This is a genomic window from Solibacillus sp. FSL R5-0449, from assembly GCF_037975215.1.
Taxonomy (GTDB): domain Bacteria; phylum Bacillota; class Bacilli; order Bacillales_A; family Planococcaceae; genus Solibacillus.
On sequence record NZ_CP150239.1, the window covers coordinates 1,484,424 to 1,500,943 of the forward strand.

Consider the following 16,520-nt stretch of genomic DNA (forward strand, 5'->3'; position numbering starts at 1 on the left):
TTGTAAACCACAGCTAAGCGTAACCAAATTTCCTTAAATTGTTATTACTGTCTTTTACGGAGGAAAGCTGTAAAAGTTTCATTTTCCTTTTATTTGTTTTTGTATGTAATCTTGTTGAAGAGCCAAAATGAAAAGAAAACGCTACAAATTATGTAGCGCTTCCTTCTCATTAATTATTGTTGATTTGAATTTCCGCGTAATTGCTGCTCTGCCATTTGAACTAGGCGTTTCGTAATTTCGCCACCTACAGAGCCGTTAGCACGAGCTGATGCATCTGGTCCTAATTGAACACCAAACTCTTGTGCAATTTCGTACTTCATTTGGTCAACTGCTTGTTGTGCACCAGGTACACGTAATTTGTTTGAGCTGTTGTTGTTTGCCATTTGTTATCGCCTCCTTCTGACATTAGAATGTGCCGAGAAAAGAGTTTCATACCATATGAGGAATAGGTAATTTACACTTCAATTGGGAACATTTATAAACTTTGTAAACTCAATATATATCCATTCGTAGATGTTGAAACGCACCCTATCGAAAACAAATTAGAAAAATTGTCGGATTGTAACATCTGGAATAAAGTGGTTTAATTGGGACATCTAGTATAGATTTATCGTCATAAATATCGTTGCGGAAAGGGATGACTTTTTTGAATTCAATTATCGAAAACAACAAAAAAAGCTGGGAGATTGTAGCGAAGCATTTTGCGGGAGGAGATGCATTGCCAAGCTATGGACCTTTAGCCCAAACAGAAGAGGAACTGAATTTAATCGGACAGATTGCCGGGAAAGCGGTCTTGGAAGTTGGATTTGGAAGCGGCCATTCTCTTTTATATATGAACAATAATGGTGCAAAGGAACTTTGGGGTGTCGATTTTTCGGAGGCACAAAGAGCACTTGCGCAGAAAACGTTACAAGGCATCGAGGCCAATTTATTTACGGCTCCAATGGAAAAAGAGATCGGTTTACCGAAAAATTATTTTGATTTAGTGTATTCCATTTATGCGATTGGCTGGTCAAGTGATCTTCCGGCAACATTCAAGTTAATTCACAGCTACTTAAAAGAAGGCGGCGAGTTCGTTTTCAGTTGGGAACATCCTTTTTACAATCAAATCAAATGCCGTGATCATCAGTTTATTTTAACGGATTCCTATCAGCGGGAAGGTTATATTGAAACAACGTCATTTAAAGGGGAAGATGCGCCAATGCAAATACCGAAATATAAAATGGCGACAATTATAAATGCCCTTATAAAAGCAGACTTTGAACTTGTAGAAATTATTGAAAGTGATACGCCATCTCATTTAAAAGGTGAAGAAATTCCGTATTCCGAAAAATATTATTCTCTACATAAAGCAAGCCACTTTCCAACAACTTTTATCGTAAAAGCGCGTAAACGTACTTTATAGGAGGCAAGCAAAATGATTCGAAAATTAACAAACGAAGACTTGGAAATTACAATGGCACTTGTACATAAAAGACCAGCAGAAAATTTATTTATCATCGGTGATATTGAAGCGTATGGCATGGAATCTGATATCCAGGATTTATGGGGACAATTTGATGGTGATCGGCTGATTGCTATCTTACTGCGCTATGACCAGAACTACATCCCGTATAGTGAAGGGAACTATGATGTCGAAGGATTTGCCAAAATAATCAGCGGAAATCCAGGGCGCATTGAAATATCGGGACTTCAGCACTTAGTCACGCCATTAAAAAAATGGATTGACCGCGGTATTCGTCGGGACAGTGAAACGTATTATGCAAAATGTACTGAATTGACGGTTCCGACTGCTGAATTGGATTTTTCAAATGTGACGTATTTACAGCCTAGTGAGTATGAAGAAAATATTGAAATGCTCCAATCGATTCCGGAATTTTCCACGGGGACATTCAGTGTTGAAGGAAGAGAGCGCGCGGAAAAGTTTAAAACAGGGCGCACTTATATTATTCGTGATGAACAAGGTGTAATGGTGTCTTCCGCATCAACAACAGCGGAAAATTCACAGTCCGCGATGATTGTAGGTGTTGGAACTAGACCAGGGTATGGGAAAAAGGGATATGCGACACATTGCATGTTAAAGCTTTGCCAAGACCTGCTCGCTGAAGGTAAGTCAATTTGTCTGTTTTATGATAACCCGGCAGCAGGACGAATTTATAAGCGGATCGGATTTGAAGATATCGGATTTTGGTCAATGGTCCGTTATGATGAACGAAAATAAGGAGGAAACATTGTGAGACAGTTATTAGCAGAGCAACCGATTCAAATAAACGCCTATGATATTGATGCGATGGGCATTGTCAGTAATATTGTGTATGTCAGATGGTTTGAAGATTTACGTGTGACTTTTTTAAATGAACATTATCCATTGGCGGATATGATGAAAATGCAAATTTCTCCGATTTTGATGAAAACGGAGGTTGAATACAAAGCACCTTTAACAATATTCGATCAACCGGTCGGACGGTGCTGGATGGTTAAAATAGGGCAATCAAGTTGGGAAATGGAGTTGGAAATTGCAACGGAGAAGCAAACACATTGTACCGGAAAGCAATCAGGCTGCTTTTTCAATTTGGAAAAGAAAAAAGTTGCAAAAATTCCTGAGCCACTAAAAGAACTTTTTGAAATGGAGCAATGAAAAGGGAGCTATTAGTGATGAAAGAAGTCCTAGAGGGAGTAGTAAATAAATCGATCGATGTGGATTTAATCAATCTAAACGAATTAATGGAGTTCATGTTAAACAATATCGGTAATACGGATGGCTATTTACGGGATAACTTAATTTATCGGGGATTTTGTGAATTAATTCTGAATGGGAAATTTACTGATGAACAATTAATTGTGCTAGTAAAAACATGTTTGGATAATGAGCACCTTTACTTGAATATTACTCAGAGCGAACCTTCTGATGATGTATTTACAAGATCGTTTTCATCACTTGTTATCACCCTTATTTTAGGGTTAGATCGTGAAAAAAGAATATTGCCAGAGGAACTCGTTGTTGAGGCCATTGACCAAAGTATCCAATATCTTTTTCTTGAGAAAGATTACCGGGGGTTCGACAATACGAAAGGCTGGGCACATGCGGTCGCACATGGAAGTGACTTATTAGCAGAAGCAATTAGACATCCGCTAATGGTTGATACGCATTCATTATGGAGTGCATTACAAAGTTTGAAAAGCTGCCTTCATACTGAATACGCTTTAATCGATGAGGAAGAAGAACGCATGTTACCGGTCATTGATGCATTACTGGATAAGGGACTGACAGATGAGCAACTGTTGAAGTGGTTAAAAGGATTGCATTATGTAGAAGTAGAAGATTGGCATAAGAAATACCGGTATGAATGGAACGTGAAGCAATTCGAGGCGGCATTATTAAGACATTTATTAAAATCAGCCAAATGTACACAAACAGCCGATTGGATTATTCATGGAACTCCCACTTTAGTTTAAGGAGCTGAAAAATTGAAACGCATTTCTTTAATAGTACTGCCATTCGTTTTATACATATCAGGTTTGCTCGCTTATTATTTTGATAAGATTAACGGTTATCTATTTATTATTTTAATTATAGTCGGCTTAGGTATTTCGATTTCCGGTTTTTTTCTTTACCGGAACGAAAAGAAGTTGAAAGCTGCTTTTTTAGGGATATTTTATATACTATCTCTATTAACTATATTTGAAAGCCGACTGATCGATTATGAAAAGTATACTTATTTCCTTGTCTCATATAACGAGCCTTTTGAAATAGTGGAAGATTCAGGTGTTAATGTACTGGCAGTGGATGTTTTTGAGGCCCCATATATAACAGATTTGGGATATTTAATTCATACTATAGAATCTTCAACGAATAAAAAAGTTTTGGATGCGGAAGTTGTCACGAATGAAATCCGGTACCGTTCGAAAAACGTAGAATTACTAAGTTATGTACGTCCCGCGGAGAAACATTTTGAAACGATGAAGGAAAACGTCATTGCTTATTTACCAGAAAACTCTTCTGCTATTAATCAATTTTTAGAAAGAGAAGATATAGAAGGTGACAGTGCGGGACTTGCCGCTGTGTTAAGCGCTCTTATCGAAAATGGTGACGTTAATAATAATGTGCCGATTGCTGTAACAGGAGCGATTGACAGCAAAGGAAATGTAAAAGAAATCGGTTCGATTAAAGCGAAAACTTTAATTGCCGAACAAAGCGGTTTCTCTCATATTCTTCTACCTGTGGAAAACGCAGAAGAAGCGAAGAAAGTAAAAAAAGATGAGCAGCTAAATATAAACATTATTGCGGTGGCGTCTATAGATAATGCTGTAATGGAAATTATGAGGCTCAATAATGAGTAACCTGTGCTTGCGTGTGCTGAAAAATTAATTGTAATCAAGAATGGTCCTATCATTTTTTTATCTACTATGTTATTTTTATAATAATTTAATAATTTGCAATTTAAATAAGTGCTTACAGAATTTTGTAAGGTAAAAGGGAAATTAGTGAAAGACTAATGCAGCCCCCGCTACTGTAATAGCTGATGAAATCACAATAAATCACTGTCGTAATGATGGGAAGATGTGAAAGTAAAACGAAGCTTAAGCCAGGAAACCTGCTTATTCAATCGATACTTACTTTTCGGAGGGAGAAGTATAGGCGAAACTAGTCATTGTTTTTGTGTATTGAAACAATATCCATAATTAATTTCACATGCCTGTACCTCTTTTTCGATGAGAGGTAGAGGCATTTTTATTTTATTGGGATATTTACAGTATGGGAGGAGATTTTAGTGCAGGCAATTATGATTCAAGGTACAGCATCCGATGTGGGAAAAAGTGTACTATGTACAGCGCTTTGCCGCATTTTGGCAAATGACGGTTATCGAGTGGCTCCATTTAAATCACAAAATATGGCGCTTAATTCTTATATTACAAAAGACGGTGGGGAGATTGGGCGTGCACAGGGGGTTCAGGCAGAAGCCGCAAAAATTGACGCAACAACGGATATGAACCCGATTTTACTTAAGCCTAAAGGGGATATGATATCGGAAGTGATTTTCAACGGAAAACATTATGCCAATATAGATGCGCTAAGTTATCGTGAAAATTTTGTGGAAACAGTCATGCCTGAAGTTCGTTCTTCACTTGCCCGTTTGTCGGAGAGTTATAATGTCCTTGTTTTGGAAGGCGCGGGAAGTCCCGCGGAAATTAACTTAAAAAACCGGGACATTGCCAATATGCGCATGGCACATGAAACCGACGCCGCCGTAATTTTAGTTGCCGATATTGACCGGGGCGGTGTTTTTGCTTCAATTGTCGGGACATTGATGTTATTGGACGATGCGGAAAGAGCCCGTGTCAAAGGAATTGTTATTAATAAGTTTCGTGGAATGAAAGAATTGCTGAATGATGGAATCGGCTGGCTTGAAGAATATACAGGAATTCCTGTACTTGGTGTTATTCCGTATTTTGATATTCACATTGAAGCTGAAGATTCGCTCGCTTTATCCAGCATGCGTTTTAAAAAGCCACAATACTATGAATTTGCGATTGATGTTGCAGTTATCCGGTTTCCGCATATTTCGAATTTTACCGACTTAGACCCGCTCTTTGAAGAACCGGATGTAGGCGTGCGCTTTGTTACGGCACTGAGTGATTTGAAAAATCCGGATGTCGTGATTTTACCAGGGACGAAAAATACGGTGGAAGATTTTTTATGGCTTCAGCAAACCGGGTTAATGCAAAGGATTTTACAGTTAGCGAATCAAAATGTTCGTATTATCGGTATTTGTGGAGGTTACCAGATGCTAGGTGAAATAATCCGTGATGAGCATGCGGTTGAAAGCACAGGAGGCACATATTTAACTTTAGGTTTGCTGCCTATTGAAACAACATTTATTACTAGTAAGCAAACAGTGCAAGTTTCCGGCAGAAGCTGTACAGGTCATGAAATTGAAGGGTATGAAATTCATTTAGGGCGCAGTGTAGCAACAAAACCAATGAAGCCTTTCATCCAATTTTATGACGGCAGGACAGATGGTATCTATACGGAGCAAGTATTTGGTACATATGTTCACGGGGTTTTCCAAAACCGTCCGTTTACTCGCGATTATTTTAATACAATCCGTATGCAAAAAGGGATGGAGCCTATTTCAGGTGATGTCTTATCCGATTTTGAACACCGTGAACAAGCGTATGAAATGCTGGACCGTCATGTTCGTCCTCACTTAAATATGGAAAAGATTTATTCGTTTATTTCGGAAAGCAAGATTGAAACGAAGTGAATGGATAAATATTAAAGGAGCATGGACCGATGTATTTTATTATTTGTGTATTCGCAGTGCTCATCGATTGCATTGTCGGGGATCCGAAAAAATGGACGCATCCCGTCATTTATATAGGTAGCGTAATTTCTTTTTTCGAAAGGAAATGGAATGATGGCAGTGGCACTAGAAAACGGATCAATGGATTACTAACAGTTTTCCTCACGGTAAGTATTACAACGGGCTCGGTTTTTTTTATTGTCTTTCTGGCCATGAAAATACATCTTCTTCTTTGGCTTGTAGTCGAAGTCTTTTTGATTAGTTTAGCCCTAGCCCAGAAATCATTAAAAGAAGCGGCGATGCTCGTTTACGATTCCTTGGAAGCGAACGATTTATCCGAAGCAAGGAAATATTTAAGCTGGATCGTGGGTCGTGATACAAATCATTTGGATGAACCTGAAATTGTAAGAGGTGTCATTGAAACAGTCTCGGAAAATACGAGTGACGGTGTGACGGCTCCTCTTATGTATGCATTATGTTTCGGGGCAACCGGTGCATGGTGCTATAAAGCGATTAATACATTGGACTCGATGATCGGCTATAAAAATGAACGTTATGAAGACTTTGGATATGCTGCAGCAAAAATGGACGATATTGCGAATTATGTGCCTAGTAGAATTTCGGGGTTTTTCCTTATTGTATTTACAAAATGTGAGACGGCACAACCAATTAAACACCGATTTAAATACTGGCTAAGTGATGCTAAAAAACATCCAAGCCCGAACAGCGGGTATATGGAGGCTGCTACAGCCATTCAGTTAGGAATCCGTTTAGGCGGGTTAAATCATTATGGCGGGGTGGAATCATTTCGTGCTTATATGGGGAAACCGTCCAATACGATGCAGAAAATACATATAAAAAAAGCGATCCAGCACATGTATGTTTGTACATGGTATGTTGTGATAACAGGAGGAATATTGTATGGAATTGCCTGCACATGGGGCTAATGCAGCCGCGTTATATAAAGCGATGAATTTACAGATGCCGGATAAAGTCATTGATGTCAGCGAAAATGTCAATCATCTGGGGGTACCGAAGCAAGTAAAGCAACAGTGGCAAAACCTGTTAGAAAAAATTGCTGGCTACCCGGATGAACAAGCAGAACCATTTCGATCGCAAGCGGCAGCTGTTCACCAAGTAGCAGCCGATCAAGTTGTCGTTACAAATGGTGCGGCAGAGGGCTTAATGGCTTTGGCACAGCTTTTCAATGGACAGGAGATTGCTTTGTTACAGCCAACATTTTCGGAGTATGCTAGAACACTAAAACAGCAGAATTGTGTCATTCAATCTATTTTAGCTGACGATATTGAAACATATCGATTTAATGAGGAAATATTGGAGAAACAGCTGAAAGATGTCCATGCCTGCTATATTTGCAATCCGAATAATCCTACAGGCGTATTATTGAAAAAATATTGGATTGAACAGTTGATTAAAAAGTATCCCCACTGCGATTTTGTTGTCGATGAAGCGTTTATGGACTGGACCGATGAATCGGAGAGCGTAGTTCCATTGGTAAACACCCATTCCAATTTATTTGTTGTGCGATCCATGACAAAAATATATGCGCTGGCAGGAATCCGACTCGGTTATGTCATCGGTCAACAGGCAGAAGAAATTCGTCAATACTTGCCGCACTGGAATGTGAGTGCGATTGCAAATGAAATTGGCTGTCTTTGTTTACAGGACAAGGATTTTGTAATGGAATCTCGTGAAAAAAGCAGCAAATTACGGAGTCAGATAGTGAAGGACTTAAAATTAATTGATTGTAAAGTATCAAACAGTGCAGCGAATTTTTTGCTGTTCCAATTGCCGGAACAAAATAATTCTGATAAATTTTTTACATATTTATTAGAGCGAGGCATCGTTTTACGCCATACAAAAAACTATGTCGGCCTGGACGGCGCATGGTTTCGAATCGCTGTCAAAAGTGAAGAAATCTGGACAAAATGCAAGGATGAAATAACGAATTATGTCAAAAATCATTAACTACTACCGTCATGGTGAAACAGTGTGGAATAAAGTAGGGCGGCTGCAAGGATGGCTTGATTCGGATTTAACGACAAAAGGAGTTGAACAGGCAATGTCCGTTAACTGGAATCCTGAGATCGTATTCTCCAGTGACTTGAAGCGTGCAGTGCAAACAGCCCGTCTCATGTTTCCGGACCACACCATTCATAAAAATGAAAATTTGCGTGAAATCAACTTGGGACATTGGCAAGGCAGCTATATTAAGAACCTTCAACAGGATGAACAGTATTGTTGCTATATGAATTCACCTGAACTGTTTATCAATACGACTCAAGAATCCTTTAAAGAAGTAACCAACCGGATGCTCAGGTTTCACCAGTATTTGTTAAAGTTACCGTATGAGAGAATCGCTGTCGTTTCGCACGGTGTTGCAATTGCCTGTTTGATTTCCGCACTTCATAAACAGCCTTACAACCAGCTATGGGGTAATTTGTTGAATGGTGCTGCTTGTTTTTCGATAGAAGGGAATAGCGAACAATTACATAGCAATATTAAATAAGAGGAAACGCTATACCAGTTTTTTGGTATAGCGTTTCTTTTAGAATTTAAACGTATCATCAGTTATAGGGGCTACTTTAGCCACTGCATAAGTCGCTCCTTTTTGACTGAAGAAATCGTAGGTTGACCCAGTATTGGAAATTCCGTTCATGACAATCGGGTTGACTTCCTCGTCAGGAAACATCGTATCGAGCCCCAAGTTCATAAGCGCTTTATTTGCATTGTAGCGCACATATTTTTTCACTTCCGGAGAAAGTCCGGTTTCTGCATATAAATCATCGGTATACTTCATTTCATTTTGATATAAATCGAGTAAATATTCATAGCCCCACAAAGTAAGCTCCTGCTGTTTTTCTGCTGAGAACGTTTTGAAAATGTTCTGGGCGAAAAAGCCGACCGCTACTCCATGAATTGCTTCGTCACGCAAGATTAAGCTAATCACTTCCGCACTGTTTCGCAATACACCCTGTCCTCCCAAATAAAGAGGGTAGAAGAAGCCGGAATAGAATAAGAAGCTTTCCAGCATAACTGAAGCGAACATTGCTTTCCATAAACTTTCCGGGTCATCTTCTTTTATCGCGGTGTATACTTCGCCGATGCGGTTAGCCTTATATTGAAGAAACTCATTTTTTTGCACCCATTCAAAAACTTCGTCAATTTCCGTGTTTGTGCATAATGTTGTAAAAATATACGAATAAGACTTTGCATGGATTGCTTCAAACGATCCGAATACGGTCAACACCGCTTTTTCCTGAAAATCAGGTGTATACTTGGCAATTTCATTCATGCCGATGTTCGTTTGTACCGTATCAAGCAATGTCAGGCCGCCGAACACTTTTTTGTATGTATCCTGATGCTCGAATTCCTTCCATTGTTTGACGTCTTTACTGACTGCGATTTATTGCGATAGGTAAGTCTTTGAAGTTATCTCCAGCTTTTCCCCCGCACCAAACCGTACGTGATAGTTTCCTATCATACGGCTTTCCATCAAAACTTTTTGAAGTAGATTAATTATATTTTGTTATTTCCGACTAAAACTCTTAATTTATTTAATTTATCAAGTTGATTTTTATCTAACTTAATTTTGTTCATGTAGTTTGAAATTGTTTCTTCTTTTGTTGAGTGTATAAGTTTGTGAATATCCTTACTTACCCAAACAAGATTTTTATATGAGTCATCTCCACCAGTACTTTTCATAATTTTATGATGTAGTTCCATATTGTTTATTTGCAATGGTTCATTAGTGACAAAACATTTACCCTTTTGGGCTGCCATTAATGATATGCAGTTATCATATAGTTCCACACTCATAGAATTAATTTTTACCTTAATCAGATATTCTATTAAACCTGTTTCAGAAAGTTTCTTATGAATAAGTTCCCTTCCTTTTTTGGTATAATTACAAATATCTGGGTTAAACCTTAAAGGTATTTTATTGGTGCAACCATAGACAGGGAAAATAGTTACTTTTCCAACTGTTATTAGTTTGTGATTATATTGACCATATCTTTGAAGATAAAATTTACTTCTACAATCTTCGTTAGTTAAATTGTGTTTTAATCTATTATACATGACCTTTCTAAGCCAGAAGTCAATTTCTCTCATATCCTTAGTGATATGAGAAGCCACTCTATAATAATTGTGAATCCCAAGTATCATAGAATTTAATTTTTGAACTTCTTTACCCGTAGGAATTTTTTGTATAACTTTTACTTGATGCACTAAATTTTTATATACATTCGCTTTTGCTTTATCAGACATTCTACTATAACAAACATACTTCGATTTCTTTTTAATAGCTTTCATTTTAATTCCTAAAAACACAGTGTAATTCTTTCTAAGATTAGTTACTTTAGATTTCTCAGGACTAATATCTAGTTTGAGTCTTATTTTTAACCACTCTTTAACAGCTATAAATACTTTTTGTGCTGTTTCGTAATCTCTGCAAAATACTTTAAAATCATCTGCATATCTTACGAAAAAGAATTCTTTGAGATTGGTCTTTTTAAGTGCTTGTTGTTGATTGCCGATTTTAGTATATGGAAACTTTGCTTTGAAAGTTTCCCATTGGCTACTTAACCACCAATCTAATTCATTCAGAACAACATTTGATAATAGAGGACTAATGATTCCACCTTGAGGTGTTCCTTTAGTCGTTTTACCTTGTCCTTCTACTTCTGAATTTAGTATCTTTTTAATAATACTAAGCACTTTTTTGTCTTGTATGCCTATAGACCATAATTGTTTCATGAGTTTACTATGATTAACATTATCAAAGAATCCTTTAATATCTATGTCAACCACGTAGTTCATATATGCATTATTTATTAAAGCTTGTGCCCGAGCTATAGCATGTTCAGTACCTCTATTGGGTCTAAAACCATAACTATGTTTGTGAAACTTTGCTTCACATATCGGTTCAAGAATTTGTTTAATGCATTGTTGTATGATTCTATCGTGCATACAAGGAATACCTAGTGGTCTTAAACCTCCACCGTTCTTAGGAATTTCAACACGTCTTACACTTTTAGGCTGATAGTTTTCAAAGCGTTTCTGAATATCTCTAATGAATAAATTTTCATCCATTTTATCAATATCCGATAAAACTAAACCATCAGTTCCTGCTGTATTTGAGCCTTTGTTGTTTTTGATGTTTCTGTAAGCTAACATGATATTCTGTTCACTTATAATTAAATCATATAAGTTTTTAAAATATCTTCCATCTTTAGATTGTTCGTATAGTAAGTCTAAAGCATCTTGTATATTGTAATATTCGTTGTTTCTTAACAACTTTCTTTTCTTGTTTTTAGTCGTCAGGTCTACTAATCTCCCTTCTAATATAAAATATTAGAGTGGTTTTCGTATCTTCTTGTCTTACTCGAATCCTGTATAATTGAATTTACAAAATATCTACTTCATATTTGTTTTGACTAGAGGCTATCCCTAATATGTCATTACAACATATTTCAAATGGTTCATGCCTCCGCTTTCACTTGCATTAAGAATAGTTATACAAATTAACGTTTTCCTATTCAACGTTTCATAGAAAGCAAATTCTCAACGTTGCAAGCTTCCCTTGTTCCATTATCACTATCTTTACATATATCCTTAGGTTGTTGGTATAAGCCTGTAAGCTTGATAGTGCCTGTAACACTATATGGATTTTCATACTGAAGAATCTTACTAATCCACACTTACACCGCAACTTCGGCAGCAAATGCATTTCTACATTCTGTTCCTATAGACTCGTACATTCCCAACTTCGTCAGTTCTTTTGAACATCCTAACCATAGATATTTTATAGACCTCCGACCTATCTGATACAACCTTTACCTCTAAAGGTCTTTCCTTGTTAATAATTAAATCAACATTAGGGTATCATTCAGCCGACTTCACCGAGCTTTTAACAATCAATTATTTGCTTAATATCATGCTAATCGGAGTATTAAGGGGAGCATTTCATGGCGTTACCCAATCATTCTACTCCTCGTGATAACAGTTATGAATTGATTAATCAATTCACTCTAACCTTGTGAATTTCGGTTAGAAACAAGTCGCACCTTCGGGGAACCATATTTGTTTCCATTGCTGGTCCCAAAAAATACGAGCGAGGTCACTCGTCGGGGTATTCCAGTTGACCGCTTTATACGTTAAATTTGACATGCGACACACTCCTCAATTGTAAGTAAACGTTGGCGTACGTAATAAACGGTTTTAATGCCACGCGTCCACGCATAAATGTAGACTTTTGCTAATTGTTCTGTGTTCCACTGATCCGTTACGTATAGTGTCATGGAAATTCCTTGGTCGACATGCTTTTGCGCGGCTGCGTAAAGGTCGATCAGTTCATACGGGTTTACTTCATAGGCTTCGGTATAAAGTTCTTGGTTATCATTCGTTAAAAATGGCATCGGATAAATTGTTCGACTGTCCGCATAATCACGAACTTCCACACGTTCTGTAACAGGGGAGATGGAAGCCGTACAGCTGCGGATGTAGGAAATACTGCCTGTCCTTAATACCCTCAGTTTCCTGATATTTAAAAGGGAGTAGACTATACAATATAGGCGTTTGCCTACCAAGTATTATAGTCGTTGAACCTTCACCTCATAGAAAGGTGCTTGGCTGCTGATTACCGATTGTATTGGCACTTAGGACATATTTAGCGAGAATTACAACCTCACAAAATATGCTTTTTTTCACCTTATGCTATCCAAAAATTTTTTTCTGCTTTCGCAACGTTCACGTTTATCGTTTCCAATTACGTTGTCGTATTTTTGGCTTTACGGCTTTCCAGCAATTTCACTTGTTTTGACACTGTTTTACAACAATGAAAGCCCTAGTCAGTTAAGGCGCGATTGCCAGTCGATAGCTATGGAATAGTCCATATTTCTGAACTTGTTTTTTCAATTCATCCCACATATTTCGAGTAATAATCGGAGTAGCCCCAAGTGCTTTAATCACTTCTGGTGCAAAATCTTTATCTTCTTTGTTTATATAGTTTTCAAAATAAATCCCGCTCGCATAATCACTTTTCTCAAATCGATAAAACGTTTCGTTCTTTTGCTTCGCGATTTCCATTGATGATTTTAACGAGTAATAGTTCAACGATTCCATAAACGCATCGATAAATTCAATTGACTCTTTGGAACCATAACGAATCCCACTTTGTACGAGGTGTCCATGCAAGTTCATAACACCCAACCCGACAGAGTGCATCACTTTGTTGGCTTTGGATACAGAAGGGACGTTGACGATATCGGTCATCGTTGAAACATTCGTCAAAAGACGCATTGCTGTATCAACAAGCTGTCCGAAATCCTGAACTTTCGTCGCTTCGTGAATGTCAATTGAACCTAAATTACAAGAAACATCGAGACCATATTTATTCGGCTCATTTTGGTCGGTAATGACGCTTGTTTGTTGATACTGGAGAATTTCACTACAGAGGTTCGACATCTTCACACGCCCGATTTCCTTTAATGGATGGACATTGTTTACATTATCATCGAATATTTCGAACGGGTAACCCGATTCAAATTGTGCCTTTTTAATTTCCGTATATAGTTTACGGGCGTTTAATCGTTTCAGTTTACGGATGTTCGGATTATCCAATAGCTCATAGTACATTTCCGTAATTGAAATTTCCGACATGCGTTTACCGTATTCTTTATAAATATCATAAGAACTGAACAAGACGATATCTTTATCGCGACGCATCAGTTCAAAGAAAATATCCGGTAAAATAATGCCTGTCGATAACGTAGCAAGTCGTATTTTATCATCTGCATTAGGTTTTTTAGACGAAATGAATGACTCAACATCTCCGTGAAAAACATTTAAATAGACGACGCCGGAACCGTTTCGCTGCCCCAATTGGTTGCTGTAAGAAAACGAATTCTCCAGCAGTTTCGCAACGGGCATAACCCCGCTCGCACGGTTTAAGATCCCTTTAATCGGATCCCCTAATGGACGAAGATCGGTCAAGTTTACCCCGACACCGCCGCCTAAACGGGAAAGCTCCAAACAATAACCGATGTTCTCGGCAATCGAGTTCATTGTGTCGTCCATCGTCAGTTTGAAGCATGAGACAAGCTCGCCGCGCGCTTTTTTCCCGCTGTTTAAAGCAGTTGGGGTTGCCGGCTGGTAGGCAGTCATGATCGCTTCAATGGCCTTTTCCGCCAATGTTTCATCACCTTGTGCCAAATAAAGGGCGATGATGACGATCCGGTCCTCGTACTTTTCCAGAATCTCTTTTCCGTCCCGGCTTTTCATCGCATAGCTTTCGTAAAACTTTGAAGCACTCATGAAGGAAGGGAACCGGAACTTGTAGGAATAGGCTTTTTTGTACATCCGTTTAATAAAGTCCATCGAGTACAAGTCTAAAAACTCTTTTTCGTAATAGCCTTCATCAACTAAATAGCGCACTTTTTCCTCTATATCTATAAAGTAGCGCAGACGGACATTGACGTCTTCCAGAAAATAGCGGCGTGTCGCTTCTTTGTCTTTCGCCAAATCCAGTTCACCGGTCGCACGGTAACGGTTTAATATATCGTTATTTAATGTTAAATACTGTTTCATATCGATGCCTCTTTCCAAATGGAGTAGTAGTAATCTGTAATCGATTCGTAATTAGCCGGAGTTCCTCGCATTTCCACTTTTTCTATTAACGGAATTCCGTATTGTGCAGCTAAAGTGTCACCAGCACGGCCGAAAAAATCATGACCGAAATTACGGTTTCCGCTTACGATGATTCCTTTGCATAATTCGTAGTTTGCCGTCATGAACTGGTCGACGATAGGGGGGACAGAGCCTAATCCATCCGTATACGTAAGTAACAGATACGGTTCATCGATTTTTACCACTTCGGCCAGATCCATAGCGGGCAAGCCGAGTTTTTGCACGATATATCGTACATTGCCAGTTCGTGAAGCATAAATGATCATGCAGTTATTTCAGAAATGCGATCGATAATAGAAGTCGGCTCTGCAATAAATTCACCGTTTATTTCAAATAACGGCACTGACTGAAAACCTGCATCGATTACTTGTTGTTTTGCTTTTTCATCCTGATCAATATTAATGACTTCTACTTCCAATTTGGCTGCATCAAGTTCGGATTTTACCCAGAGACATTTTGGGCAAATTGTTTTCGTATAAAGTTTCATCATAGAATCCCTCGCTATATAAGTATTACTAATGATTGTGCCGTATATATTTTGCGGAAAAAAACAAAAAAAGCTATCCCGGAAAACAGGATAGCTTGAAATGGAAACGGAAAGAGAGCGCGCCTCCATTTCCTATTCCCCGAAGAAATGTACGTAGTTTTAACGAGGCAGGTCTCCTGGCTTTGCTTCATCCGTCAGACGTACCTTCCCATGCCAGTAGCACAGTGGTCTATTCGCCTTCAGTCAGCATTTACAGTTGCGGGGACAGCGTTGGCTTTGCACCAAACTTCCCTTTTAAACTACATTTAGTAGTACCTTGTTAAAAAAACACAATATATAGTTGAATTGAGTATAAGCGTTAACAACCTAAAAGTAAAGGGTCTATTGAATGATTGCATAAATCCAACCAAAACCCTAGACAACTCACTATTGAAAATAAAGAAAAAATATGGTTTTGTTATAACTGCATGAAGTTAGTATATAAAAAGAGAAAGTTGGATGAATATGTCGATTCAATTAAAAATTAAGAAAACCAACCCCGAAGCCGTAATGCCGAAACAGGCACGAGAAGGGGATGCAGGGATGGATTTGAGTGCGGTTGAAGACAACGTTTTACTGCCTGGAGAATACGGGTTAATTAAAACCGGACTTCAAATCGAATTGCCGGAAGGAACAGAAGCTCAAGTACGTCCACGTAGCGGATTAGCATTGAAACACGGGATTACTGTGTTAAATAGTCCAGGTACGATCGATGCAGGCTACCGCGGTGAGGTCGGGGTTATTTTAATTAATCACGGGAAAGAGCCGTTTACGATTGAAAAGGGGATGCGTATCGCTCAGTTAGTCGTTCAATATGTTCCGCAAGTTTTCGTTGAAGAAACGGACGAGCTGACAGATTCGGAGCGCGGTGACAAAGGCTTTGGTTCGAGCGGAGTGAAATAATGGAAAAAAGCCTGGTTCCAGATGAACTCAGGCTTTTTCTAATCCTCTTTTTTCCACTTTATATAATTGTACGTAGT

Annotated in this window: 17 protein-coding genes and 2 riboswitches; of the genes, 10 read left to right on the forward strand and 7 right to left on the reverse strand. The window is 38.3% G+C overall.

Annotated features, from left to right (window positions below; all coding sequences use genetic code 11):
• Positions 1-173 precede the first annotated feature (173 nt).
• Complete coding sequence (locus tag MKY27_RS07160; protein WP_339176137.1) at positions 174-383, reverse strand: alpha/beta-type small acid-soluble spore protein; 210 nt, start codon at positions 381-383, stop codon at positions 174-176.
• Between the two features lie 254 nt (positions 384-637).
• Between MKY27_RS07160 and MKY27_RS07165 the strand changes: the two genes are divergently transcribed.
• The 9 genes from MKY27_RS07165 (at position 638) to MKY27_RS07205 (ending at position 8,835) form a co-directional block, all read left to right on the forward strand.
• Positions 638-1,405 (forward strand): class I SAM-dependent methyltransferase, encoded by a 768-nt coding sequence (locus MKY27_RS07165; protein WP_339198995.1) that lies wholly within the window; start codon positions 638-640, stop codon positions 1,403-1,405.
• Positions 1,406-1,417: 12 nt separating this feature from the next.
• Positions 1,418-2,221: a GNAT family N-acetyltransferase gene (locus MKY27_RS07170; RefSeq protein WP_339198998.1), complete on the forward strand. Its 804-nt coding sequence runs from the start codon at positions 1,418-1,420 to the stop codon at positions 2,219-2,221.
• Between the two features lie 12 nt (positions 2,222-2,233).
• A complete protein-coding gene (locus MKY27_RS07175) occupies positions 2,234-2,638 on the forward strand; it encodes a thioesterase family protein (protein ID WP_339199002.1) in 405 nt (134 codons plus the stop codon).
• 17 nt (positions 2,639-2,655) lie between these two features.
• On the forward strand, positions 2,656-3,456 hold the full coding sequence (locus tag MKY27_RS07180) for a DUF2785 domain-containing protein (protein ID WP_339199004.1): 801 nt from the start codon (positions 2,656-2,658) through the stop codon (positions 3,454-3,456).
• Between the two features lie 12 nt (positions 3,457-3,468).
• Complete coding sequence (locus MKY27_RS07185; protein ID WP_339199006.1) at positions 3,469-4,341, forward strand: S16 family serine protease; 873 nt, start codon at positions 3,469-3,471, stop codon at positions 4,339-4,341.
• An 89-nt stretch (positions 4,342-4,430) separates the two neighbouring features.
• A riboswitch (cobalamin riboswitch) is annotated at positions 4,431-4,618 on the forward strand.
• A gap of 154 nt (positions 4,619-4,772) precedes the next feature.
• Positions 4,773-6,266: a cobyric acid synthase gene (locus MKY27_RS07190; RefSeq protein ID WP_339199009.1), complete on the forward strand. Its 1,494-nt coding sequence runs from the start codon at positions 4,773-4,775 to the stop codon at positions 6,264-6,266.
• Between the two features lie 29 nt (positions 6,267-6,295).
• Positions 6,296-7,252, forward strand: a complete 957-nt coding sequence (cbiB, locus tag MKY27_RS07195; RefSeq protein WP_339199012.1) for an adenosylcobinamide-phosphate synthase CbiB — start codon at positions 6,296-6,298, stop codon at positions 7,250-7,252.
• The gene (locus MKY27_RS07200) at positions 7,227-8,294 is read left to right on the forward strand and encodes a histidinol-phosphate transaminase (protein WP_339199015.1); all 1,068 of its coding nucleotides are present in this window, start codon (positions 7,227-7,229) and stop codon (positions 8,292-8,294) included. The genes cbiB and MKY27_RS07200 overlap by 26 nt, the downstream gene beginning before the upstream one ends.
• Positions 8,278-8,835 (forward strand): histidine phosphatase family protein, encoded by a 558-nt coding sequence (locus MKY27_RS07205; protein ID WP_339199018.1) that lies wholly within the window; start codon positions 8,278-8,280, stop codon positions 8,833-8,835. The genes MKY27_RS07200 and MKY27_RS07205 overlap by 17 nt, the downstream gene beginning before the upstream one ends.
• A gap of 39 nt (positions 8,836-8,874) precedes the next feature.
• Here MKY27_RS07205 and nrdF read toward each other — a convergent pair whose 3' ends face one another.
• The 6 genes from nrdF to MKY27_RS07235 all read right to left on the reverse strand — a co-directional run bounded on the left by nrdF (position 8,875) and on the right by MKY27_RS07235 (position 15,504).
• The gene (gene nrdF / locus MKY27_RS07210) at positions 8,875-9,732 is read right to left on the reverse strand and encodes a class 1b ribonucleoside-diphosphate reductase subunit beta (protein WP_339199659.1); all 858 of its coding nucleotides are present in this window, start codon (positions 9,730-9,732) and stop codon (positions 8,875-8,877) included.
• Positions 9,733-9,845: 113 nt separating this feature from the next.
• On the reverse strand, positions 9,846-11,624 hold the full coding sequence (ltrA, locus tag MKY27_RS07215; protein ID WP_339199021.1) for a group II intron reverse transcriptase/maturase: 1,779 nt from the start codon (positions 11,622-11,624) through the stop codon (positions 9,846-9,848).
• Positions 11,625-12,484: 860 nt separating this feature from the next.
• On the reverse strand, positions 12,485-12,916 hold the full coding sequence (locus MKY27_RS07220; protein ID WP_339199024.1) for a hypothetical protein: 432 nt from the start codon (positions 12,914-12,916) through the stop codon (positions 12,485-12,487).
• Positions 12,917-13,181: 265 nt separating this feature from the next.
• A complete protein-coding gene (locus tag MKY27_RS07225; protein ID WP_339199026.1) occupies positions 13,182-14,915 on the reverse strand; it encodes a ribonucleoside-diphosphate reductase subunit alpha in 1,734 nt (577 codons plus the stop codon).
• Positions 14,912-15,280 (reverse strand): class Ib ribonucleoside-diphosphate reductase assembly flavoprotein NrdI, encoded by a 369-nt coding sequence (gene nrdI, locus MKY27_RS07230; RefSeq protein ID WP_339176177.1) that lies wholly within the window; start codon positions 15,278-15,280, stop codon positions 14,912-14,914. Before nrdI ends, MKY27_RS07225 begins: the two co-directional genes overlap by 4 nt.
• Positions 15,277-15,504 carry a glutaredoxin gene (locus MKY27_RS07235; protein ID WP_339176178.1) on the reverse strand — a complete coding sequence of 76 codons (228 nt, stop codon included), beginning with the start codon at positions 15,502-15,504 and terminating at the stop codon, positions 15,277-15,279. Before MKY27_RS07235 ends, nrdI begins: the two co-directional genes overlap by 4 nt.
• 145 nt (positions 15,505-15,649) lie before the next feature.
• A riboswitch (cobalamin riboswitch) is annotated at positions 15,650-15,835 on the reverse strand.
• Positions 15,836-16,005: 170 nt separating this feature from the next.
• Here MKY27_RS07235 and dut point away from each other — a divergent pair.
• Positions 16,006-16,443: a dUTP diphosphatase gene (gene dut / locus MKY27_RS07240; RefSeq protein ID WP_339176588.1), complete on the forward strand. Its 438-nt coding sequence runs from the start codon at positions 16,006-16,008 to the stop codon at positions 16,441-16,443.
• Positions 16,444-16,520: the final 77 nt, after the last annotated feature.